Source organism: Fictibacillus sp. 7GRE50 (genome assembly GCF_015903875.1).
Taxonomy (GTDB): Bacteria; Bacillota; Bacilli; order Bacillales; family Fictibacillaceae; genus Fictibacillus; species Fictibacillus phosphorivorans.
The window spans coordinates 292,041-314,039 of record NZ_JACZDW010000001.1; the positions used below are offsets into that span (position 1 = coordinate 292,041).

The following is a 21,999-nucleotide window of genomic DNA, read 5'->3' on the forward strand; positions in this document are numbered from 1 at the left end:
AAACTCTAGGTAGTAAAAAAGAACCTCTTTATGAAGAGATTCTCAATTAACCAACTTCTCTGACTGTATTAGGGACAAATGATAACAGTAAGGAAATAATATTATTAATTTGCTCTGGAGTTATATGTATACCATCATTTGCTAATAATTCTTCTTTTAATTTGATTATTGAATCCACTTCCTCAAGTCTTGCACCTGTCAAGCAATGGTCTATCGTGTTCAAAAGTTCCAACAACTGATTGTTTTTATTGGTTATGTAATATGTAGTATCCACCAACAACACCCCCTACGCTTACTATTATTATCGAAACTAAGGTCATTTTCCTACAAAAACAATTCGTCAAATGACGACATATCTTACTTTTTATGGATTTTACCCTATAATACCTATACATTTATGTCGAAGGAAGTCGAATAAACAGGGAATAAGTCCTATCCTCGTCTTAATGGTTAACTGTTTGCATTGAAAAGTTTACATTTAAAACTAAAATTACTTTAGTTAAATAACTTTGATAAGGAAGCAAAGGGAGACTCATTCACTTCAGACTTTGTTTTATAGACTAATTTTTCAGGCTCAAAAAGCTTTGATTCTAAAAAAGAAGTCGGGTTTTTTACAAATTTGATCTTTCTATATATCTTTGTGAGAATTCTAGCTGTATTCATGGCATCGTCTAGTGCTCTGTGTTTAGATCCTTCATAAACAAGTTCCATTGCCTGGAGTGCACGCGACAACCCATAACGGAATCCCTTTTCACTATCGTGGAGCATACTGAAATGAAATTGCAGATCGTTATGGTTGATGATCCAATCCGTATCTGCTTTATGAAAAGTTGAATCAGTAATGAGTGCCCACTTATCTTCTGGTCCCCAAGAACAAAGATAATATTCTTCTACGCCGATCCAGGATCTAAAATTTTCAATTGCCTCTGTATAAACAGGAGCAGAAATCAAATCTTTTTTGGTGATACCAGTCAGATTCGTAATTCGTGTATTCAACTTATCCATTTTAGGTTGAACGAATGATTGAAACGTATCCAAAATTTTAAGCTCACCATCAACTTCGACCATTCGAATGGCACCTATCTCAATAATCTCTGAGAGCCGGTTTGTCATTTCTAAATCATACACAATATACTGCATCCCATTCCACCTGCCCTTCCGCATTCATGCCTTTAAATGGATGTCTACCATATATTGTAGTTGATTTGTTAACAAAATGAAATAATCCTCCATGCATTCGACTGATAATGACTTCTTTAATAAAAGCATTGCAAAGTGCCCCCAGTGAATAGATAGGCACGAGATGTAATCAACTACTTTGGAAACAACAAAAAAGCGATAACAGCTATATCCTTATTTTATGAAAATGAGGTATTTAAATGTCATTCTATTCTTAAAAGGATATAAGTTTCTTCATTTGCCAAAGTTTTCATTTTCAATTTTTATACTCTTTTGTTAACATTGGAAGTGTCTGTTAAACAATATGAATTACATAATGAGGGAGTATCATGAGAAAACTTATTACGCTATTGCTTATAATTGGGTTACTAACTGTAACAGCTTGTTCAAAGGATACGAAACAAAATGAACAAGGAACTTCTGAAACAAAAGCAGAGAAAGAAGAATCTACTGATAATTCCACATCTGAACCAGAAAAAGAAGATTCAGAAGCAACTGAGACAACAACTACAGAAGATGACAACAGCAATGCCGAAGGTGAATCAGAAAATAGTGATAGTGAACAAACGGACTATCTAACTAGCGAGCATCAATTTGTTGCTAGTGAACTAACAAATTCTTCAGAAAAACAAATAAGCGACAAATGGGGTAAACCAACCCGCTCTGAAAAGATTCAGTTCCGCTACTCAGGTACGACTGAATTCGTTCCCGCTATCGTAAACTACTATCAAAATGATAAGTATGCGGTTACGTTTGTGGAAGGAAAAGCAGCTCGTCTTGTTTATTCTGTAATAGACGAAGAAATTATGTTTAATGATGAAGAAATGACAAGAGCACTTGAACTTGCGGGTCTACCTGTAGACGTTGAAGAAACAACAGACACAGACACAGCTTATGTATACAACGACCTTGGTAATATATATGAAGTTACGATGTTTTCAAAAGGTGAATTCGTAGATTACTTATACATCATCTTAGATGAAGCATACAAATAGACTTCTTGTTGACGGCAACTCTCTTAAAATGAGGCGTTTATCTCCGTTTCTATGCTCATCCTACTTGCATAAAATAAGCTGAGGAGAGAAATCGGCTTCTCACATGCAAGAAGAGGAGTGAAATTATGTCGTCAAGAAAGTACTGTTCTGATAGCTTTACGCTTTACGTGGTACTATTCGTGCTGCTCATTATTGTCGGAGCCGTCTCGTTTAATGGAAACAGCTGCGTATATGCTTATCCATGTTCCTATGGATACGCAGCAAACGTACCAGTAAGTGGTTATTGGAACGTGTAAGAAAAACATAGACCGCCATTTTCTTCAAGAAGATGGCGGTCTTTTTTTATAGCTTTATAGCTTATCTCTCATACAATCTGCGATCGGTTCAACCTCAGAACCTACGACAACCTGTATATTTTGGTTATTAAGCTTAATCAGCCCTTTAGATCCTGCTCTCTTTAAACCTTCCTCATCAACTGCTGACAAATCTTTAATCTGAACTCGTAATCTAGTAATGCAGTTTTCAAGCAGCACGATATTGTCTTTTCCACCGAGTGCACTCAAGTACGCCGATGCAGATGTTTCGTACCTTTCATTGGTTGTAGAAGTTGCTGCGGCTTCTGAAACTATAGATTCTTCATCTTCTCTGCCTGGTGTTTGCAAGTTCAGTTTTACAATCAGATAACGGAATATTCCATAGTATAAGACAAAATATACCGCTCCCATCGGAAGTAACAACCAACCATTTTGCGAGATTCCAATATTTAAGAAATAATCAATCGCACCAGCAGAAAACGTGAACCCGTGATGTATATCTAGTAATACTGCGACCGACATTGAAACAGCCGTTAATACAGCATGAATCACATACAATAAAGGAGATAGGAACATGAACGCAAATTCGATAGGTTCTGTGATACCAGTGACAAAGGAAGTGAGTGCTAAACTTCCTAACATACCCGCAACTGCTTTCTTCCGATGTTTTTTTGCTGTATGAATCATGGCTAAACACGCAGCTGGTAGCCCGAACATCATTACAGGAAAGAATCCAGCCATATAGAAGCCTGCCTTAGGATCTTCGGCAAAGAATCTCCATAAGTCACCCGTAACTACCTTCCCATTTTCACCTGTAAATTCACCAAATACAAACCATAAGAAGCTGTTGAGTACATGATGAAGTCCAAGTGGAATTAATAAGCGGTTAAAGAAACCGAATATACCTGCACCGATTGCTCCTGCACTTGTTATCCAAGTACCAACGTTCTCTAACCCCATCTGAAGGTATGGCCAGATAAATCCGAAGACTAGCGCTAAAAGTACCATCGTTCCAGCAGTTACGATTGGAACAAATCGTTTACCTCCAAAGAAAGAAAGCCATTCTGGCAGTTTCGTATTATAAAATTTATTATATAAAAGTCCAGCTATAACCCCTGCGAGAATACCTCCTAAGACGGACATATCAAATTTCCCGTCATAATTCAGGTTTACTTCGGCAAATGTTTTGGCTCCTTCTGTTAATACAAAGTAACCGATTGCTCCTGCAAGTCCAGCAGCTCCACTCCCATCTCTAGATAGTCCGACTGCAACGCCTATCGCAAATAAAAGTGCTAGATGACCAAAAATCGCGTTTCCTGAAGCAACTAAGAATGGTATGTCTAGTAAATCGTCTTGACCAAAACGTAGCAAAAGTCCAGCTGCAGGAAGAACTGCAATCGGAAGCATGAGCGCCCGACCAATCCGCTGTAAGAAACCTAACATAGTACCTACCCCTCTCACTTTTGAGTGAAATTACGTATCGCTTCTTTTAACTTTCCATTATGCTCATCTAGTTGCAGTTTAGCTTCATGTGGTGCGACGCCTGTCACAAGCTGAAAAATTGCGGCCTTTGTGTTGCCGCCTTGTTCTTGCAAAGCCATTTCCGCTTCTTTTTCTGTTGCACCAGAAGCTTCGATAATAATATTTTTAGCTCGTTGTCTTAGTTTCTCATTCGTCGGTTGAACATCTACCATTAGATTGCTGTACACTTTACCCCATCTCACCATGCTCGCTGTACTGATCATGTTCAACACAAGTTTTTGAGCGGTACCAGCTTTCATTCGGGTAGAGCCTGTGACCACTTCTGGCCCCGTTATAACAGGAATGCTAATGTCCGCAAGTTTTTCCATCGGCGAATCCACAGAACAAACAAGAGCCACCGTTAATGCTCCTTTTGTTTTGGCGTATTTCATCGCACCTAAGCAATATGGAGTTCTGCCAGAAGCCGCAATCGCAACAACAACATCTCTTTCTGTTACATTCAATGATTGAAGATCGGATTGACCTAACTCTGCATCATCTTCCGCTCCTTCGATCGCATGTTGTAAGGCATACTCACCGCCTGCAATTATCCCTACGACTAACTTTGGATCTGTGCCGTATGTGGGAGGACACTCTGATGCATCTAACACACCTAACCGCCCACTAGTTCCAGCACCTATATAAATCAATCGACCTTCATTTTCAAAAGCTGTTACTACTTTTTCAACGACAGAACTGATTTCTTTTAAAACAGGAGTAATACGACTGGCTACTCCCAGATCGGCTTCGTGTATTTTTTGGATCACTTCTAAAGTTGTAAGTTCATCAATTGTTAACGTGTCAGGGTTTCTTTTCTCTGTAGCCAATTTGGTTAAGTCCATCTTGATCTCCTTTAAATGATTGATAGTTAACAAAACTTTATTTCACATCTGAATTCAGCAGCACAAATCTCTTGCCGCTTCCAACTTTCTTCATCAGTGACAAGCTCTCTTCTTTTATACGTCCCGCTACATTCGTTTTTGTATCAGCAGGAATATCTTTTAAACAAATCTGAAGTTCACCCGCATACCTGCCATATAACTCGTTTTCAACTGTTATCGTTCCTTCATTAAATACATCTAACTCATGAGCTTCTGATCGAAAATGAGAAGGCTGATGTCGTGACTCAACGGACCGGATCACATACTCTGCAGCATCCATTCTATTCGTATGAACCATGTTGCCGAATGTCTCGTATCCTTTGTTCAAGTCGGCATAAAGAGGGACTGTACCTTCCATTAAAAACTTTAATTCTTGCAACGTTTTGTTCGTAAGGTTCAAATCTCCTACACAGATTTTATCCGTATTCATTTCTTGAAGTTCCAACGCAGCAAGTGCAGGTGATACATGTCTGTGATTCTCAATTGTAGGAAGCCCTAAATGAAGAGGGCCGCGTAATTGTTCATCACCTTGAATAAATCCCATCGTCTTGATTCCATACCGATGAAACAGAGCATTTCTCTCATAAAGAGATTGCTTAGAGATACCTGTAAACGGTTTTGGATAAAAGTTGTGCCAAGCCTCTGTTTGATTCGGTTGAAGTCCCTCATCCATCAACTTCTTAAGCTCTTCTTCGTCAATGGTACTTGCGTTCAGGCCAACTTTCAGGTGGTGAGACAGCCAAGCGATCTGCTTGGCTGTAAACCCATAATCCACCCTGATACCCGAAATGCCCCAGTCTGTTAAAGAAGGTAGTTCATTAAAAGATAAACCCAACCGCTCTAGAGAAGCCGGTGAAACATCAGCCATTACTTCCATATGAAACTTTTGAGCCGTTTTCCCTAACCATTTAACTTGTTTAACGTAATCCACGTCCTTCTCTTCAGGAATATGAAGAGATGTAAAGATGTATTGAAAGCCACTTTTAGCTGCTTTCTCCATCCAGTTTTTATTAAACGTGTCTGATTCACTCAGGTAAATTGAAATACCATAACACAAAATGTTCACTCCTGATTCGTTAGATGTCTTTTGCCATACTCTCTTTAAATCCAAACGTCCATGTGAATAAAAACCCGAAGAAATAAGCAATTACTAAACCTACTAGATAGAGAACCATTTCGTTTGCATTTACAAGGAACACGAGTGGAATGCCTGACACACCGATGGCAACAGTGGCTATCTTAAAGAAGGCTTGAAACGCTCCACCAACTGCTGCTCCTAGACATGCTGTCAAGAACGGTCGCCCGAGCGGAAGGGTAACACCAAAGATTAATGGCTCACCAATTCCGAGCATACCAACAGGTAATCCACCTTTAATAACTTTACGAAGACGCTGATTCTTTGTCTTAAAGTAGATAGCAAAGGCAGCACCAACTTGCCCTGCTCCACCCATCGCTAGAATCGGCAATAGCGGATCATCACCGATCGTATTAATAAGCTCCATGTGTACTGGTGTTAACCCTTGATGCAATCCTGTTACGACCAATGGAAGGAATGTTCCTGCTAAGATAAGTCCAGAGAAAATACCGCCTACATCAAGAATATTTAATAGTCCTTTTGTGATAACATCTGAAAGAAAACCACCAACTGGCTGCAGGACATAAAGTGTTGCAAAGCCTGTAATCAGTAACGCTAAAGTTGGCGTAACAATAATATCAATAGCTGCTGGAACAAATTTACGAATTCTCTTTTCTAAAAAGACGATAAATATGGCAGCTAACATAACTCCTATTAAACCACCACGACCAACAACTAATGGATCACCAAAAAGTGTAATATTAGCTAGGTTCGGATTGATGATTAAGATTCCGGCAGCTCCTCCAAGTGCAGGGGTGCCTCCAAATTCTTTTGCTGTGTTGATACCAACGAATACGGCCAAGTAAGCAAACAATCCTCCACCGATAACACCCATCATCTGCATGAATGATGTGTCTTTATCTGCGCCATAGTTAATTGCCGCATTCGTGATTCCCATAATTAAACCAGAAGCAACAATAGCAGGAATCAGCGGAATAAAGATACTAGCGATCTTGCGTAAAAACTGTTTGAAAGGTGTTGCATTCTTCTTGTTGATGGCATCCTTATTCATCCGGGCCAACTGTTCGAGGTCCATAGGATCCGTCTCATCAACAGATTGAATATTCATACCTGTTTCTTCGCTCATCGCAAGCGTGACGCGATTAACGATGCCAGGACCAACAATGATCTGCAATGTATCATCTTCAACGACACCCAGCACACCATCTACTTCTTTAAGACCTTTTAGATCTGCCTTTGAAGGATCGTGTAGATTAACCCGAATTCTCGTCATACAGTGCATCAACGATTGGATGTTTGAAGAACCTCCAAGTTTTTCGATGATACCATGAGCCATTTGCTGCTCTTTCCCCATGCTTCTTCCCCCTTTTAGTAAACGCTTTCATTTTTATATAAAACGCTTTTTATCAGCGTTTCATATCGATCATAAATTTGTAGCGATCGCCTCGATACACCGAATGAACGAGCTCAAGTGGCCTTCCTGTCGTTAAATAAGTCTGTCTCTTAATAAGAAGAACGGCTGCGCCTTTTGTAATCTCGAGTATCTCGCTTTCTGCTTCACGCGAAATGGACGCTTCTAAACTTTGTGTCGCGTAATCTATTACAAAGCCTGCATTCTCAACTTCAGAATACAAAGAACCTTCTTTTATATGTGATTCGTTTAATTCAAGAAGATCAACGGGAACATAAGTAGTCTCAAACGCCATCGGAATGTCATTTGCAAGGCGAACACGTTTAATCTCATAAATTTCTTGACCCTCTTCGATCTCAAGCGCTTTTGCTAATCTGTTTTCAGCGGTCGTTTTTTGGAAAGATATGAGTCTAGATGCGGGTTTATAGCCCCGTGATTTCATGTCTTCTGTAAAGCTTGTAAGGCCTAGAAGCTTCTGCTCTATTTTCTTTGCAGAAACAAACGTACCTTTTCCTTTTCGGCGGGTTAAATAGCCATCATTCACAAGATTATTGATAGCCTGCCGGACTGTCATGCGGCTTACTTCATAGTTTAGAGAAAATTCTCTTTCAGAAGGTATCATGGTTTCAGCTTCCCATTCACCCTTATCAATCTTTTGTTTGATCGCTTCTTCGATCTGAAAGTAAAGTGGCATTGGTGATGTTTTATCAATCATAAAAATACTTAACTCTCCTCTTCTAAAAGACTCCTTGCACCTTTGTCGGCTAACACAGTAACGTTAGGATGATGATTAAGAACTGTCGCAGGTATATCGGAATTCATGATACCTTGAAATAGCGCTCTTACTGCCCTCGCTTTTTTTTCGCCAGCAGCAAGAAGCAGGATTTCTTTACTCTCTAGTATCGTGCCGATGCCCATCGTAATCGCTTTTCGCGGCTGTTTCTCATGTGTAAAATATTTAGCGTTCGCCCTTAATGTCGACTCTGTTAACTTCACTACATGCGTGCGCGAACTAAAATCTGTACCCGGTTCATTAAAACCGATATGTCCGTTCTCTCCGATACCGAGCACCTGAAGATCGATACCACCCAGTTGTTTGATCACTTCTTCATAGCGCTTGCATTCATTTTCAAGATCTACGGCGTTACCATCTGGGAGATGAGTTTGATTCTTATGGATTCCGATATGGTCGAAAAAGTTTTGTTGCATGTATTCATGGTAAGCTCTGGAACCGACATATTCGTCAAGGTTAACCGTGTACACTTGTGAATAGGACTGCTTATACTCTTTACTATATTTTGAAAGGTGTCGGTACATGCCTAAAGGTGTCTTCCCCGTAGCAAGACCAAGTACAATTTTTTCTGAACTTTTTATTTTCGAAAACACATATTCAGCTGCCATTCTACTAAGCTCTTCTTCATCGGAAACCTTGATCAATCTCAAACTCGTTCCCCCTTTCGATGATACACAAGCTCGCCTCGACAAAATGTCATAAGTACATCGCTGTCCTCCGTCAACACCGTAATATCGGCATCTTTACCAACCGAGAGACTTCCTTTCCGCTCAAAGATCCGCAGCTCTTTTGCAGCATTCTCACTCGTCATCTTCACAATATCCGACCAAGAGCACTGTGTATAATCCATCATATTTTTAACAGCAACATTCATCGGTAAGATACTTCCTGCTAGTGTTCCGTCAATTAATCTAGCTTCATTACCTGTTACAGTTACTTGCTGGCCACCAAGTGTGTAGGATCCTTCTCCTAAACCTTTGGCTCTCATTGAATCCGTAATTAAGACCGTGCGTTCTGCACCAGTAGAATGGTAGGCTAGTAGAATCATCTCAGGACTAGCATGAACGCCATCCGCGATCATCTCAACCATCAATTCTTGCTGTAAGAGAGCAGCACCAGCAACACCTGGATCTCTGTGATGTATTCCGCGCATGCCGTTAAATAAATGGGTAACATGAGAAATACCTGCTTCAATCCCACCTTTTACTTCTACAAAAGAACTGTCACTATGACCGATCGAAGCGATCACATCTTGTGAAGATAAGTACTTTGTAAGTTCAAGTCCACCATCCATTTCAGGTGCTAAAGTGACGAGTTTTATTTGATCCTCAGCACTTTCTTGAAATTTTGTAAATAAATGTACGTCAGGCTCCTGAATAAAAGACGTAGGCTGTGCACCTGCACGTTTTGGAGAAATAAAAGGTCCTTCTAAATGGATACCCAGCATTTCAGCGGCTGGACTTCGAGATTTTTTTATGAAGTTTGCAGCAACATTCAGTGCGTTATGAATAACAGATGTCTCTTCAGTCATCGTTGTTGCTAAAAAGGATGTCGTTCCTTCTGCTGGGAGATGTTTTGCAACAATCTCAAGTGCTTCTTCCGTACCGTCCATACAATCTGCTCCAGCAGCACCATGAATATGAATATCGATCATGCCAGGAATGATGATACAGTCTTGAGGCATGGTATACCTTATTACATCTTCATCTGGTGAAAAGGGGGTTGGAGTACCAACATAGTGAATCTTATCGTTCTTGATCCACACATATCCATTTTTAATGAGCTTTCCTTCTTCGTTAATCAAGTTCCCAACTAGTAAAATATCAGGTTTCATGTCCACTCCCCTTTATCACTTTATGCCTAGCCTATCATTCTTATGACTAGTTGTCTATACCAGTCAGAAAATTCAAATAAAAAAGCTAAGGCTAAAGAAAACGCCTTAGCTCTCAAATACGATTAATATAGTAAATATTTTTTTCGTAAATCTTTAAACTCTTCCAGTTCTTGATCATACCGAGAAACAATTTCATCTACAGTTCGCCCTGTCTCAATATATTCTCGAACCCATCCGTTTCCGGTTAATAGATCGAAGAAAGAGATCCCTCTACTATCTTCTGCCCTAAATTCAAAATCATTTGGGTAAAGATCATGAATGCTTTTAACAAGAGTGATTCCAGTAAGAACAGGCTGGAATAACTTTTCATCCTTAACATGAATCTCAACTCCGTGAGATAGCTTCCCTGCATGTTTTGATGAAGCAGGTGTAAACGAGGCTGCTCTAAATGTAACACCAGGCAGAGCTTCTTTATTTAATTTCTCAGCTAGTTGATCTCCATTAATAAATGGAGCACCGATCAATTCAAACGGCTTAGTCGTTCCACGACCTTCTGAAACGTTCGTGCCTTCGATCAGTGCACTTCCAGGATATACAAGTGCCGTATCTTTTGTAGGCATATTAGGTGAAGGCAACACCCATTCGAGTCCACTATCTTCATAGCTCCAAGATCTCTTCCACCCCTTCATCTCTACTACTTTTAAATCCGCATCAATATCAAACTCTTTGTTAAATAATTTAGCTAGTTCTCCTACAGTCATACCATGCCTAAGCGGAATGGGATAAAGGCCAACAAATGAAGAGTAGGCAGGATCTAATACAGGTCCTTCTACTTCTTTACCTCCTAATGGATTCGGACGATCGAGTACCACAAATGGAATATTGTTCTCTTTGGCTGCTTCCATCGCATAAGCCATCGTGTAAATATACGTATAGAAACGCGTGCCTACATCTTGTATATCGAACACTAAAACATCGATTCCTTCAAGCATCTCAGGAGTTGGCTTTTTCGTTGCTCCATATAAGCTGTAGACTGGAAGACCTGTTTTTGGATCAATGTAGAATTCAACATATTCTCCAGCTTGAGCGCTTCCTCGAACTCCGTGTTCAGGTCCGTACAATGCTTTTAACTCTACATCTGGATGATTGTATAAAACATCAACGATACTGTTCAAGTTGCGGTCTACTCCAGTCGGGTTCGTGATTAAACCGACCTTCTTACCCTTTAATACCCTCATATCATGATTCAACAATTGCTCTAGTCCTGTCTTAAACTTTTTCTTATGATCGAAACCTTTCTGGTTCGTAGCTTGAGCACCTGGCAATATAAAAGAAAACAACATCAATATCGTTAAAAAAATTCCCCATTTTCTCATAGTCTATTTCCCCCTATTAGTAGCTTTCGCCATGACCAAACGGATATAGAATCTGTTCTAAACCATCTTCATAGATCGTAACAGGCAGCTTACCTGAAGGGTTGTTCAATCCAAAAATAGTTTCTGCTGCCGCCCTAAAGCTAGCATCTCTGAAGCTGTATTGTGCAAGATAAGCTGAAACTTCAGGAAACGCCATAATATCATATGGATTTCTTATTCCCACAGCTGCTGTTTTACCAGGTGCTGTATCAATAACTTGATTCACCATCTGCATTTGTGGAGATGATGGTAGTCGACCAGATACGGTAGACGTATAAGTTCCGAGTACAACGAGATCCGCATCTTTTACTTTTTGCAGTTGTTCAGCATTTAAAGGTTTATCTGCTTTAATTAACTCTACTGAAGAGTGGTGAGCAGCTAACGCTTGTTGAAGGTTTTCAATATAGGTATTGCCAATAACAACTACAGAATTGACTTCGTTTTTGTTAACAGGTAAAAGGTTTTCGTCCTTTACAAGTGTTATTGATTTTCTTGCTACCTCATTCTCTAAAGCCTTATGCTCTTGGTTGCCAACAACTTCTTCTGCGTGTCCAATTTTCTCTTCTATTGGTGTTTCGCTTACTTGTTTGTAAATCCCGCGATTCGCTTTTAAAGTCAATAGGCGTTCAACCGATTGATTCAACCTTTTTTCTGTAATTTCACCATTATCTACTGCTTCATAAAGTCCATTTGCAACTTCTTCTAACCCCACTGGCATTAGTACGATGTCTGTTCCAGCATTTACTGCACGAACAGCAGTATCAACTGGACCAAAATGATCTACTATGGCTTTCATATTGAGTGCATCTGTAGAAATAACGCCTTTAAAGCCCATTTCTTTTCGCACCAAATTCGTTAATACTTCATAGGACAATGTAGCTGGAAGATTGATTTCTGTTCCATCTTTTTTAGAAATAACAGTTGTTGGATCAATCTTAGGAAATGTAACATGAGCTGTTAATATGGCATCTATATTGTTATTGATCGCTTGCTGAAAAGGATATAGCTCAACTTCTAGGAGTCTTTCCTTTTCATGAGGAACAGAAGGCAGACCTAAATGAGAATCTACTGCTGTGTCTCCATGACCAGGGAAATGTTTAGCCGTAGCAGCCATTCCTGAATCTTGCAATCCTTTAATATATGCAGTTCCTAAGTCAGCAACAAGTTGTGGATCTTCGCCGAATGAACGAACACCGATAACAGGATTATCAGGATTATTATTTACATCTAAAGCTGGCGCTAGATTCATGTTGATTCCTAGCGAATGAAGCTCTGATCCAATGGCATGTCCGACAGATTCCGCCATCTCCGTTGATCTTGTGGCACCAAGCGCCATATTTCCTGGGAAATCGGTACCGCTCTGCAAACGTGTCACAATTCCACCTTCTTGGTCGATTGAAACCAATAAACCATAATCTTCATTTGCTTTTTTATATTCATCCACTAATCTAACTGTCTGCTCTGTTGTTACTACATTTTCTCTAAATAGAATAACGCCACCGAGGTGATATTTTTTTACAAGTTCTCTAATCTCATCGTTCATTTCCGTTACAGGTTGCCCTTTCCAATTTCGGAAATCTGGCATTAACATCTGGCCAACCTTTTCTTTTACTGTCATAGACTTTATCGCTTTTTTGATCACGTCATATTTTTGGTTTTTTTGTTTTATAAATTCTGCCTTCCCGTTTTTAACGTGTATTCCGATTTTGTCGAACGACTTACCATCTGTAACTATGATGATTGTTGAACCATTCTTACCATTTAAGCTTACAAGGCCCTCACTGTTTACAGAGGCAACTCTTTTATTAAGTGATTTCCATATTAAATGATTTGTCGCTTCGACATATGTTCCATCTTTACTTGTTATCAATGCTGCTAAATCTACTGTATCGCCGTTAATATGCTTACTTAGTTGCGGCATATTTTGAGCGATCATTAATCCTTCATTTCTTTTATGTTTGGCTGAAACACCTTCAGCCTTCCCAATTCCAGCAAACATAGGAACGATCAATAGGGCGATCAAAAGAACATACCGAATGTTTATTGATTTTTTCACATTACTAACCTCCTTAAAATTTGGTAGCGCTTTCTTTCTTTGTCACTTTTCGGTAGAAAAAAAGCGGTTCCTGTCGTAAGAGTACAAAACAGAACTTAAGTCCTTTAAACTACTAGGCCTAGTTGTCTATACCAGTATTAATAAAAATACTTTTAAGGTAAAAAAGACTTATATCTTTTGAGAAAGTGTCATTTAGAGGAGAGTTAGGTATGACTAAAATTTTTGATAAATCATAACTGTTATATATTTTAATTATTATTTGATGTTAAGAACGAGGGTATGCAGATTTATCCAAAAAGGACTTGCTCCACTTTCAGAATAATTATATACTTTTCTATGTCAGTATTAATCGGGGGCTTAGCTCAGCTGGGAGAGCGTTTGGCTGGCAGCCAAAAGGTCAGCGGTTCGATCCCGCTAGTCTCCACCATATACATATAAATTCAAACGAATCACTAATCCCTTGAGAGAGCTCAAGGGGTTTTTCTATTCAGAACAAAAAAGTATCATGCTCTTATACGCCATGATACTTTTTTGGAGACTATTCTTGTTTATTATTTTTATTTCTTGGATCTTGTTCTTCAGCAAATTCAGTTGCATAACGAAAACCTGGTCTAAACCTTCTTTGTTGTCTCCCGTTTCTCTCTTTATTCTTTGAAGGCATGTGTTTTAATAAGTATTGATGAACAAAAACTTCTGTAGCGGTGATAATACCCGCTGCGATTACACTTCCCCACGCAATCTGCATGTACCCATTTAACAGAATCGAACCGAAAATCCAAACCACCATATACGCTAGAATAAACTCTGCCATCAACGTGTTGTTCTTTCCTATTCTAGGCAGAAGAATACGGTCCGCTACAATATATGTGATTGCAGTTGTTGTAACCGCAAAAGAAACGATATCACTGATCGAAGCGTCAAAGAACAGATCGAGTCCGATCCAAAATGCGATCAGGCACACAAGAAATTTCATAATAATGACTTTTACTTGATCCATAATAAAAAACCTCCTTAATCTGTTCCTAGTTTGCAACAAATAGTGGAGGTTCATACTTCTTGAACTGAATTGTGTTTGCCTCGAATATTTTATTCAGATACCGCTGGGATCATCGGTTCTTTTTCTTTTTTCTGAGTAAAGCTTGTTTTTTTATCGAACAAGCTAACAATAATAAATACAGCCGAAGACATAGGTAAAGCATAGAAAAGAGGGTCTATATGCGTCCATGGATAAGGAAATATTGCTGGTTTTCCAAACCATGCTTGTGATAACCCGATAGCAGCAGATTCTTTAAGGTGCATGAATAAGAAACCGATGATACTTACTGTAAACCCAACGATCATACTTGCTGTAGCTGCGGTCTTCGTAGCTCTTTTCCAATAAAGTGCTCCTATCAGAGCTGGCATGAATCCGGCAGCACATATACCAAACCAAAAGGCTGTTGCTTGAGCGATGATTCCCGCTGGAAGCAAGTAAGCTAATATAACAGCAGCGATTACCCCAATGAGCACGCCGATTCTTGAAGGATTGAGCTTCGATCCAAATAAGGATTGAATACCAAGAGTTTTTAAAATATCTTGGCCAAAAGCTGTTGCTTGAACATGAATGAGTGAACTAACTGTAGAGATTGTGGCAGATAATAAAGTGAGTGTAAACAGATAGATAAACCATTCAGGCATGATTTGGTTAATGAAGATAGGGATGATAAGATCGACGTTTCCTTTTGCGGCTGTTAAAGCGATCTCACCTGTTTTTTCATAAAAATAAAGATTGCTTAACGGGCCGATCACGAATGCTGCACCTGTCATAAAAAAGATAAAAACACCTCCGACTAATACAGAACGATAAAGTGCTCGATCATCTTTTACAGTCATGCATCTCATCGCAAGTTGAGGCTGTGCTAGAACTCCTATTCCTACTCCCATGATAATGGTACTTACAATAGTCCACCAAAGAGGTGATCCGAATTCAGGCATACTTGTCCAGCCTTGATGACCTTGATCGATAAGAGCTTGAGGCACAAGATCCTTCATTGCGGTTAATCCATTATGCCCCTCCATAATGCCTCCTACTGCTTGGTAGGTGACGAATAAGAAGATAGCCATCCCAATCAACATGACAACCGCACCAAACGCATCGGTATACATGACCGCCTTAATTCCACCTGTTACTACATAGATCCCAATGATTGCAGCTAGCAGAATAAGAGCGAGATTAAAGTTCATCGAAAGAGATTCTTGAAGAAATCTTCCTCCTCCGATCAAAACAATACTCGTATAGGCTGGCATTAAAATAAATATCATAGCTCCTGAAAAAACAGTGATAAATTTTGAATCATATCTTTTTCCTAGCAGTGTAGGAAACGTTGTAGCGTTTAGATCTAGTGACAACTTTCTAATCTTGGTTCCGAAAATGGCAAAAGCGACAAATATACCTAGTACGATGTTAAGAAACGCTAGCCATAACAAGCTAAATCCATGAGCCGCTGAGACGCCACCAAAACCGACAATGGCCGACGTACTGATAAAAGTAGCTCCGTAAGACAATGCCATGATCGCTGGGTGAATGTTTCGACCGCCTACTAAATAATCTGACTCTGTTACCGTCTTTTTATATCCATAATAAGCCAGCCAAGACATGATACCCATATATACGATAAGAATCGGAATGAGGACTGCAAAATTCATTTTGAGTCATTACCTCCTCTGTTCCACATGATTCCCCCAAAGACAACACACCCTAATGCCGAAACAACAGTAGCCACCCATACAAATGCGATAAGTCCATCTTCCATTCCAAGCATAAATATAATCCCCTCCAATGAAAAAATGTGAACACCAAATATAATGAATGCGCTTACATAAAATATGTAAAAAAATAAACTCGCCTATTGCCTCCTCACACCGACGTATTATATGACTTCTTTTTATCCACAGAATCCCCTTTAAGGTTCACGTTTTTTTATAGGAAAATGCACTTTGTAATATTTATGAAATATTTCTGTAATATTAGTGAAACCATTTCAGGACTTCTCTCGTCTAATAAATAACAAGACAATGAGGAGGACATAACATTGAAATTCAAAAAACGTACGGTCATCTTTACAGCAACAGCATTACTAACAATCGGGGTATTAAATGATAGCGATTTTGAGAGCAAAGTAAAAGCAACAGAACAAAATACTCCTATTAAACAGGAGGTTGTCACTCCTACACAAACCGATAAAGTAGTTACACTAAAACTAAATCAAAATGATGTTGAAAAAAATGAAAAACGGGTAGCAGCATCGAAAGTGAACGTTCCTGTTCAAACGCAAAATGAAGAAGCCGTCCAAAAACATGTTGAAAAAGAAAAAGTAGAACAGCCAAAGATTTCCGAAATGCCGAAAGAAAGTAAAACTCAAACAACAAAACCTGAACCAAAGCCTGCTGTTCAGCCACAAACAAAAAATGTGGAGGAAAAACCTAAAGTAGAAGAGCAAGCACAAGCGAAGATGCCTGAAACTAAAATTATTGGTGGTTACACATATGTTAGCTTAATGGATGATACACATGAGAACTTAAAAGATCTCGTAGCCATCGCAAAGAAACATGATGCTACTCTTTATGCGATTGAATACAGCGACAGTTTTTTGATGTTTGATAGTTCTACCGATCAAATGATTATGAGTTTTAGCACGGGTATTAATATGACTTCTATCGAAAACATAGATGTACTATACGATATGCATCCTACGATTAAGGAACAGATTCAAGAAGTTATTAAAACTGGGAAAGAGATTCAAGTCAAAACTGGTGAATTTGAGAGCTACCATATTTCAAAAGTTGATGGAAAAATTAGAGTATCGTTTTAAAGTCATAGAAAAAAAGCCCTGTTACGGGCTTTTTTTATTTCTTCTTTATCTCTTTTAAAGCGACTACTTTAAGCGCCATCAGCTCATCATCTGTAACTTTTTCGAGCAGCTTCTCATATACAGCTTGCTTTTCGTCTTCATTCAAGCCTTTACTTACCTTCTCTCTAATGGAAGCTAGTTCTTGAATGGTGTATCTCTCAGAGATGAATTGAACAGCATCATTCTTTGTAGTAAATGGCAACTTCTGCTTTGGAGGCTTCCCTGTTTCTATGTACTTTCTAATCTCTGGGTCTTCTAGAAGTTTCGTGATCTCATCTTCATTGGACTTTAATTCTTTTGTGATTTCTACCATTGCTTTTTCAGAAGCGTAATCCATCGTCAAGATGTACAGAATTACACCAGATGTGATAAAAAACATTAATACTACACTTAACCACCATTTGATCACTTCATCACCCGCTATATAATGAGATAATTCATTCATAACACAACTTACAAAGTTTGGAAAGGAAATGGTATGATTTTTTATAATTCATACATAGACTTTACACGCGTTATATTCCCTTATGCTATCATTTAATTTAGAATGGTTAATCTTAGCAACTTTTGGAGGAGTGTTATGTCCCGTCTAACCAATCATTTAGTTGTCATCTCTTTTGACTGTCTTTCTTCCCTTGATTTTCCTATCTTAGAGCAGCTTCCGCATTTTAAGGAATTATTGGATCAAGGGTCCCATTGCAAAAAAGTAGAGACAATCTATCCTTCTGTAACGTATCCCTGTCATACCTCGATTGTTACAGGAAGGTATCCAAAAAACCACGGAATCGTAAATAATACGTTAACACAGCCAGGCAAAGCTTCGCCTGATTGGTATTGGCACAGAAAACATATTAAAGGAACTACTTTATATGATGAAGCTAAAAAAGCAGGTATGACTACCGGTGCTCTCCTTTGGCCAGTGACTGCAAGAGCGAACATCGATTACAACATGCCCGAAATTTTTGCGAACCGTAAGTGGCACCACCAGATTCCTGTTTCTCTCTTAAACGGAAGTAAAAGATATCAACTTGATATGAACCGTCGATTCGGACATCTGCGTAGTGGTTTGAACCAGCCTGAGCTTGATGATTTTGTTTTAGAGTCCACGATACATACGATTAAGAATAAAAAACCTGAGCTATTGCTTGTTCATTTTGTGGATCTTGATTCACAGAGGCACTATCATGGCTTTTCTTCTGATGAAGCAATGGATGCGATAAAAAGACATGACAACAGACTTGGCAAAATTATCGAATCCTTACAGGAAGCTGGTATATATGAAGAAACGACGATCGCCGTATTAGGAGATCATAGCGCACTTGATGAGAGCCAAGCTATTAAACTGAATGTACTATTAAAAGAACATGGATTGATAGACACTGATTCAAAAGGGGCTATACAAAATTGGAAAGCCTATTGCAAAAGTTGTGATGGATCAGCATATATTTACCTGAAGGATTCATCTGATCTACAAACAAAGGAGGTAGTGAAAAAACTGCTGGACCACTTATTGATTGATGAAAGAAATGGTATTGAAAAGATCTACAGTCAAGAACAAGCGGCTGCAACCGGTGCTGATGATCAATGTGCGTTTATGGTAGAAGCTAGACGAGGTTTTTATTTTAACGAAGAACATCAAGGCTCTTTTCTAAACAACATTACAGATCAAGATGTGAGGGAAAAACGGTTCACGCATGCTTGTCATGGTTATTCTCCTGAAAAAGAAGACTACACTACTATCCTGTTATTAGCAGGTAAAGGGATACAAAGAAATGTTGTTGTTCCTTCCATGCATTTAATTGATGAAGGGCCGACGTTTGCTAAACTATTAGGTCTAGATTTAGGAAAAACGGATGGTAAAGTCGTACAAGAGTTTTTAAACATCTAGTTTTTAACTAAATTCTAGTATAGAGAGGACAAAACCTATGAAACGGTTTACGAAAGAAGAGAATAGCTGGATGTATTATGATTGGGCAAACTCAGCGTATTCAATTATTATCTCAACAGCTGTATTTCCTTTGTTCTTTAAAGCAGCTGCCACAAATGCAGGAGTCAGCTCTTCAGATTCAACCGCTTATTTGGGTTATACGATCGCGATTGCTACGTTCATATTAGCGATGCTTAGCCCCGTACTAGGAACAATTGCTGATTATAAAGGATTAAAGAAGCGATTCTTCACTTTCTTTTTCGCACTTGGTCTTATTTCTACCGCATCATTAGCTTTTATTCCAAGTGATCAATGGCTCTTATTATTAATTTTTTATACATTAACTGCAATCGGCTCTAGCGGATCTAATGTCTTTTATGATGCTTTTATAACCGATGTAACAACAGAAGAAAGAATGAACAGAGTGTCATCAAGAGGATTTGGATTAGGATACATCGGGAGCACGATTCCTTTTTTGATCAGTATCGCGATTATCGTGTTGGCACAAAATGAAGTTCTGCCGATCTCAACTACTCTAGCTAGCAAGATTGCATTTTTGATCACTGCGATATGGTGGGGGATATTTACGATTCCTATGCTGAAGAACGTTTATCAGAAGTACGGTATCGAACGAGAGCCGAAACCTTTGATCAACAGCTTTAAACGTTTAGGTAAAACAATGAAAGAAATAAGAAAGTATCGGGCTCTATTTTTATTTCTGCTCGCCTATTTCTTTTATATCGATGGCGTCGGGACCATCATAACGATGTCCACCGCTTATGGTTCAGATCTTGGAATCAGTTCTACTAACCTTTTAATCATCCTTTTTGTAACACAGGTGGTCGCTGCCCCTTTTGCCATTCTATACGGAAGGTTAGCAGAAAGATTTACAGGTAAGAAGATGCTTTACGTTGGAATAGTGGTCTACATTATCGTTTGTATTTATGCTTATTTCTTAAAAACAACAATGGATTTCTGGATTTTAGCGATGCTAGTTGCTACGTCTCAAGGTGGAATTCAAGCGCTAAGCCGTGCTTATTTTGCTAAATTGGTTCCGAAAGAAAACTCGAACGAATTCTTTGGCTTTTATAATATTTTCGGCAAGTTCGCCTCCATTATGGGGCCGTTGTTAATCGCCGTAACCGCTCAAGTTACCGGTAATTCTGCTAGTGCCGTGTTCAGTCTTGTCGTTCTTTTTATCATCGGCATTACGATTCTTATGTTTGTTCCAGAACCGAAAGTGGATTCATCTCACACGATCAGCGCATAGAAAAAACTGCTCTCTAGCAAATTCTAGAGAGCAGTTTTTTCTTTATGTTTTATTTAACGATCCATTTTGGTCCAAGTATGGTTTGGATGCGATAAAAGTTTCCATACGCTGCATTCGCTTTATACGTTCCTGGATACAGACTGGCTGCAGCCATTTTGTGGTTTACATGAGGACGGTCATGCAAAGGAACTTTTTGAGTAAGAGTGATGGTTTTGGTCACTGGTGTTATACGTTTCTCCCAACGCTTATCCCCTTCTACTGCCATATAAAGTCCTGCTTTTTTGTTCCTTGTCCATTCTTCATTAATAATCGTGATTGGCGGATTCGTCTCTCCTGCATATGGAGCTAGTTCAAACGTAAAACCAGGACGTTTGAAGGTTTGAATGAACCAGTCTTTGTATCCACCACCACTTGATAACTGTGTATCAGGAGGGATTAGTCGATACCCTGTCATGTTGGCAAGAGTTGTACCGAGGGTTTTGTCCCCTTCAAAGGTGTTGGTTCCATAATTGAAATGGTAGTATAGTATTCTTCCAGCTGTGTGGTAGGAGTTCGTAATTTCCGGGTCTACTAGATAAGTGAGAGCCGACACCGCTTTTGCTTCCTTCGTTACAAGGGGAGCGCTACCTTTGTAATCTTTATAAGAAGGAGCTTTTGCATTATTTGATATCTGTTCCCAACGCGCAGGATATTGTCTGTTCAGATCAACCCCTTGGGCATTCGACTTCCATCTTTTAAAATCTTTGCTTCCACCATTCATCTTAATGAGATTGGCATGAGCTGATGTAGGAAAAGCGGACAATCCTTTTTGCTGAAGTACGACACCATCTGGGTTCGTCATCGGTACGAACCAGATCGACGTATTGTTTAATACGTTTGCAACATTATAGCCGTCCATCGTACCGTTGGAGACATAGCGTTCACTATATTGATCGATCATTTCCATCACGATATTTGTTGTCATCCACTCTCTTGCATGATGTGATGCATTGTATAAAACCGTCGCATCACCTCTCCCTAGCTTAACAGCCCAGATGTCTCTGCCATAAGGCGTTTTTCCAATGGATCGATATTGGACTAACCCCGGGTATTTTTGGGCAAGTGTCTTGATGTTACTCGTCATCGTTTCATATGTATACGTTTGATTTGGATTTACATAGCTTGCTGCTTCTCCCTTGTAACTCCAAAATGATAAGCTCCCAAGTAATATCCCCATAAACAACACTAGACCTTTTTTCAATCTGTTCTCTCCTTTCAATACACTCTAAAATTATTTGAATATATTAATAGTATAGATAAGGATTAGCACGGCTTCGCATGAGGATAGTCACCTTTAATATTTCAATTTGTTTACCATAATTAAGTCGATTTTCATATAAATTTGGTATTTAAAAGTAAATAATAAGATTTGTTGTAT

21 protein-coding genes and 1 tRNA gene are annotated in these 21,999 nt (G+C 39.0%); 6 read left to right on the forward strand and 16 right to left on the reverse strand.

Annotated features, from left to right (window positions below; translation table 11 throughout):
- Positions 1–46: 46 nt before the first annotated feature.
- Together IHV12_RS01420 and IHV12_RS01425 are read right to left on the reverse strand one after the other, a co-directional pair.
- Positions 47–274 (reverse strand): hypothetical protein, encoded by a 228-nt coding sequence (locus IHV12_RS01420; protein ID WP_197131866.1) that lies wholly within the window; start codon positions 272–274, stop codon positions 47–49.
- A 221-nt stretch (positions 275–495) separates the two neighbouring features.
- A complete protein-coding gene (locus IHV12_RS01425) occupies positions 496–1,140 on the reverse strand; it encodes a 3'-5' exonuclease (RefSeq protein WP_197131868.1) in 645 nt (214 codons plus the stop codon).
- A gap of 368 nt (positions 1,141–1,508) precedes the next feature.
- Here IHV12_RS01425 and IHV12_RS01430 point away from each other — a divergent pair, with 368 nt between their 5' ends.
- Together IHV12_RS01430 and IHV12_RS01435 are read left to right on the forward strand one after the other, a co-directional pair.
- On the forward strand, positions 1,509–2,174 hold the full coding sequence (locus tag IHV12_RS01430; protein WP_197189635.1) for a hypothetical protein: 666 nt from the start codon (positions 1,509–1,511) through the stop codon (positions 2,172–2,174).
- Between the two features lie 125 nt (positions 2,175–2,299).
- A complete protein-coding gene (locus IHV12_RS01435) occupies positions 2,300–2,470 on the forward strand; it encodes a YjcZ family sporulation protein (RefSeq protein WP_197189636.1) in 171 nt (56 codons plus the stop codon).
- A gap of 54 nt (positions 2,471–2,524) precedes the next feature.
- Here the strand turns inward: IHV12_RS01435 and nagE are convergent, their stop codons facing one another.
- The 9 genes from nagE to nagZ all read right to left on the reverse strand — a co-directional run bounded on the left by nagE (position 2,525) and on the right by nagZ (position 13,438).
- Entirely contained in the window at positions 2,525–3,931 is a 1,407-nt protein-coding gene (gene nagE, locus IHV12_RS01440) for an N-acetylglucosamine-specific PTS transporter subunit IIBC (RefSeq protein WP_197189637.1), read from the reverse strand.
- A 14-nt stretch (positions 3,932–3,945) separates the two neighbouring features.
- Positions 3,946–4,851, reverse strand: coding sequence for an N-acetylmuramic acid 6-phosphate etherase (gene murQ / locus IHV12_RS01445; RefSeq protein ID WP_197189638.1), 906 nt, complete (start codon positions 4,849–4,851; stop codon positions 3,946–3,948).
- Between the two features lie 37 nt (positions 4,852–4,888).
- Positions 4,889–5,947, reverse strand: a complete 1,059-nt coding sequence (locus IHV12_RS01450) for a DUF871 domain-containing protein (RefSeq protein ID WP_197189639.1) — start codon at positions 5,945–5,947, stop codon at positions 4,889–4,891.
- 19 nt (positions 5,948–5,966) lie between these two features.
- The gene (locus tag IHV12_RS01455; RefSeq protein ID WP_197189640.1) at positions 5,967–7,340 is read right to left on the reverse strand and encodes a PTS transporter subunit EIIC; all 1,374 of its coding nucleotides are present in this window, start codon (positions 7,338–7,340) and stop codon (positions 5,967–5,969) included.
- Positions 7,341–7,392: 52 nt separating this feature from the next.
- The gene (locus tag IHV12_RS01460; RefSeq protein ID WP_197189641.1) at positions 7,393–8,112 is read right to left on the reverse strand and encodes a GntR family transcriptional regulator; all 720 of its coding nucleotides are present in this window, start codon (positions 8,110–8,112) and stop codon (positions 7,393–7,395) included.
- Positions 8,113–8,120: 8 nt separating this feature from the next.
- Positions 8,121–8,840 carry a glucosamine-6-phosphate deaminase gene (gene nagB, locus IHV12_RS01465; protein WP_197189642.1) on the reverse strand — a complete coding sequence of 240 codons (720 nt, stop codon included), beginning with the start codon at positions 8,838–8,840 and terminating at the stop codon, positions 8,121–8,123.
- The gene (gene nagA / locus IHV12_RS01470; protein ID WP_197189643.1) at positions 8,837–10,024 is read right to left on the reverse strand and encodes an N-acetylglucosamine-6-phosphate deacetylase; all 1,188 of its coding nucleotides are present in this window, start codon (positions 10,022–10,024) and stop codon (positions 8,837–8,839) included. The genes nagB and nagA overlap by 4 nt, the downstream gene beginning before the upstream one ends.
- Positions 10,025–10,146: 122 nt before the next feature.
- On the reverse strand, positions 10,147–11,400 hold the full coding sequence (locus tag IHV12_RS01475) for an exo-beta-N-acetylmuramidase NamZ family protein (RefSeq protein WP_197189644.1): 1,254 nt from the start codon (positions 11,398–11,400) through the stop codon (positions 10,147–10,149).
- Positions 11,401–11,416: 16 nt separating this feature from the next.
- A complete protein-coding gene (gene nagZ, locus IHV12_RS01480) occupies positions 11,417–13,438 on the reverse strand; it encodes a beta-N-acetylhexosaminidase (RefSeq protein ID WP_197190335.1) in 2,022 nt (673 codons plus the stop codon).
- Positions 13,439–13,846: 408 nt separating this feature from the next.
- Here nagZ and IHV12_RS01485 point away from each other — a divergent pair.
- Positions 13,847–13,922 (forward strand) — tRNA-Ala (locus tag IHV12_RS01485).
- A 111-nt stretch (positions 13,923–14,033) separates the two neighbouring features.
- Here the strand turns inward: IHV12_RS01485 and IHV12_RS01490 are convergent.
- The 3 genes from IHV12_RS01490 to IHV12_RS23005 all read right to left on the reverse strand — a co-directional run bounded on the left by IHV12_RS01490 (position 14,034) and on the right by IHV12_RS23005 (position 16,296).
- Positions 14,034–14,492 carry a YndM family protein gene (locus IHV12_RS01490; protein WP_197189645.1) on the reverse strand — a complete coding sequence of 153 codons (459 nt, stop codon included), beginning with the start codon at positions 14,490–14,492 and terminating at the stop codon, positions 14,034–14,036.
- A gap of 89 nt (positions 14,493–14,581) precedes the next feature.
- Positions 14,582–16,180 (reverse strand): sodium:solute symporter family protein, encoded by a 1,599-nt coding sequence (locus IHV12_RS01495; RefSeq protein WP_197189646.1) that lies wholly within the window; start codon positions 16,178–16,180, stop codon positions 14,582–14,584.
- Positions 16,177–16,296 (reverse strand): symporter small accessory protein, encoded by a 120-nt coding sequence (locus IHV12_RS23005; protein ID WP_370568757.1) that lies wholly within the window; start codon positions 16,294–16,296, stop codon positions 16,177–16,179. The genes IHV12_RS01495 and IHV12_RS23005 overlap by 4 nt, the downstream gene beginning before the upstream one ends.
- A gap of 270 nt (positions 16,297–16,566) precedes the next feature.
- On the opposite strand from IHV12_RS23005, the gene IHV12_RS01500 reads away from it, so the two are divergent.
- On the forward strand, positions 16,567–17,346 hold the full coding sequence (locus tag IHV12_RS01500; protein WP_197189647.1) for a hypothetical protein: 780 nt from the start codon (positions 16,567–16,569) through the stop codon (positions 17,344–17,346).
- 34 nt (positions 17,347–17,380) lie between these two features.
- Here the strand turns inward: IHV12_RS01500 and IHV12_RS01505 are convergent, their stop codons facing one another.
- Complete coding sequence (locus IHV12_RS01505) at positions 17,381–17,830, reverse strand: hypothetical protein (protein ID WP_197189648.1); 450 nt, start codon at positions 17,828–17,830, stop codon at positions 17,381–17,383.
- Between the two features lie 135 nt (positions 17,831–17,965).
- Between IHV12_RS01505 and IHV12_RS01510 the strand changes: the two genes are divergently transcribed.
- Together IHV12_RS01510 and IHV12_RS01515 are read left to right on the forward strand one after the other, a co-directional pair.
- Positions 17,966–19,273, forward strand: coding sequence for an alkaline phosphatase family protein (locus IHV12_RS01510; RefSeq protein WP_197189649.1), 1,308 nt, complete (start codon positions 17,966–17,968; stop codon positions 19,271–19,273).
- 37 nt (positions 19,274–19,310) lie between these two features.
- Positions 19,311–20,582 (forward strand): MFS transporter, encoded by a 1,272-nt coding sequence (locus IHV12_RS01515; RefSeq protein WP_197131935.1) that lies wholly within the window; start codon positions 19,311–19,313, stop codon positions 20,580–20,582.
- A gap of 49 nt (positions 20,583–20,631) precedes the next feature.
- On the opposite strand, the gene IHV12_RS01520 is transcribed toward IHV12_RS01515, so the two are convergent.
- Positions 20,632–21,822: a M14 family zinc carboxypeptidase gene (locus IHV12_RS01520; RefSeq protein ID WP_197189650.1), complete on the reverse strand. Its 1,191-nt coding sequence runs from the start codon at positions 21,820–21,822 to the stop codon at positions 20,632–20,634.
- Positions 21,823–21,999 lie beyond the last annotated feature (177 nt).

What these genes read in the sequence shown, in the direction of transcription:
- IHV12_RS01430 (WP_197189635.1), top strand. Translation starts at nt 1,509, where the DNA reads ATGAGAAAACTTATTACGCTATTGCTTATAATTGGGTTACTAACTGTA.
- nagE (WP_197189637.1), bottom strand. Translation starts at nt 3,931, where the DNA reads ATGTTAGGTTTCTTACAGCGGATTGGTCGGGCGCTCATGCTTCCGATT.
- IHV12_RS01435 (WP_197189636.1), top strand. Translation starts at nt 2,300, where the DNA reads ATGTCGTCAAGAAAGTACTGTTCTGATAGCTTTACGCTTTACGTGGTA.
- nagA (WP_197189643.1), bottom strand. Translation starts at nt 10,024, where the DNA reads ATGAAACCTGATATTTTACTAGTTGGGAACTTGATTAACGAAGAAGGA.
- IHV12_RS01475 (WP_197189644.1), bottom strand. Translation starts at nt 11,400, where the DNA reads ATGAGAAAATGGGGAATTTTTTTAACGATATTGATGTTGTTTTCTTTT.
- IHV12_RS01490 (WP_197189645.1), bottom strand. Translation starts at nt 14,492, where the DNA reads ATGGATCAAGTAAAAGTCATTATTATGAAATTTCTTGTGTGCCTGATC.
- IHV12_RS01495 (WP_197189646.1), bottom strand. Translation starts at nt 16,180, where the DNA reads ATGAATTTTGCAGTCCTCATTCCGATTCTTATCGTATATATGGGTATC.
- murQ (WP_197189638.1), bottom strand. Translation starts at nt 4,851, where the DNA reads ATGGACTTAACCAAATTGGCTACAGAGAAAAGAAACCCTGACACGTTA.
- IHV12_RS01425 (WP_197131868.1), bottom strand. Translation starts at nt 1,140, where the DNA reads ATGCAGTATATTGTGTATGATTTAGAAATGACAAACCGGCTCTCAGAG.
- IHV12_RS01455 (WP_197189640.1), bottom strand. Translation starts at nt 7,340, where the DNA reads ATGGGGAAAGAGCAGCAAATGGCTCATGGTATCATCGAAAAACTTGGA.
- IHV12_RS01510 (WP_197189649.1), top strand. Translation starts at nt 17,966, where the DNA reads ATGTCCCGTCTAACCAATCATTTAGTTGTCATCTCTTTTGACTGTCTT.
- IHV12_RS01505 (WP_197189648.1), bottom strand. Translation starts at nt 17,830, where the DNA reads ATGAATGAATTATCTCATTATATAGCGGGTGATGAAGTGATCAAATGG.
- IHV12_RS01460 (WP_197189641.1), bottom strand. Translation starts at nt 8,112, where the DNA reads ATGATTGATAAAACATCACCAATGCCACTTTACTTTCAGATCGAAGAA.
- IHV12_RS23005 (WP_370568757.1), bottom strand. Translation starts at nt 16,296, where the DNA reads ATGCTTGGAATGGAAGATGGACTTATCGCATTTGTATGGGTGGCTACT.
- IHV12_RS01515 (WP_197131935.1), top strand. Translation starts at nt 19,311, where the DNA reads ATGAAACGGTTTACGAAAGAAGAGAATAGCTGGATGTATTATGATTGG.
- nagZ (WP_197190335.1), bottom strand. Translation starts at nt 13,438, where the DNA reads ATGTTTGCTGGAATTGGGAAGGCTGAAGGTGTTTCAGCCAAACATAAA.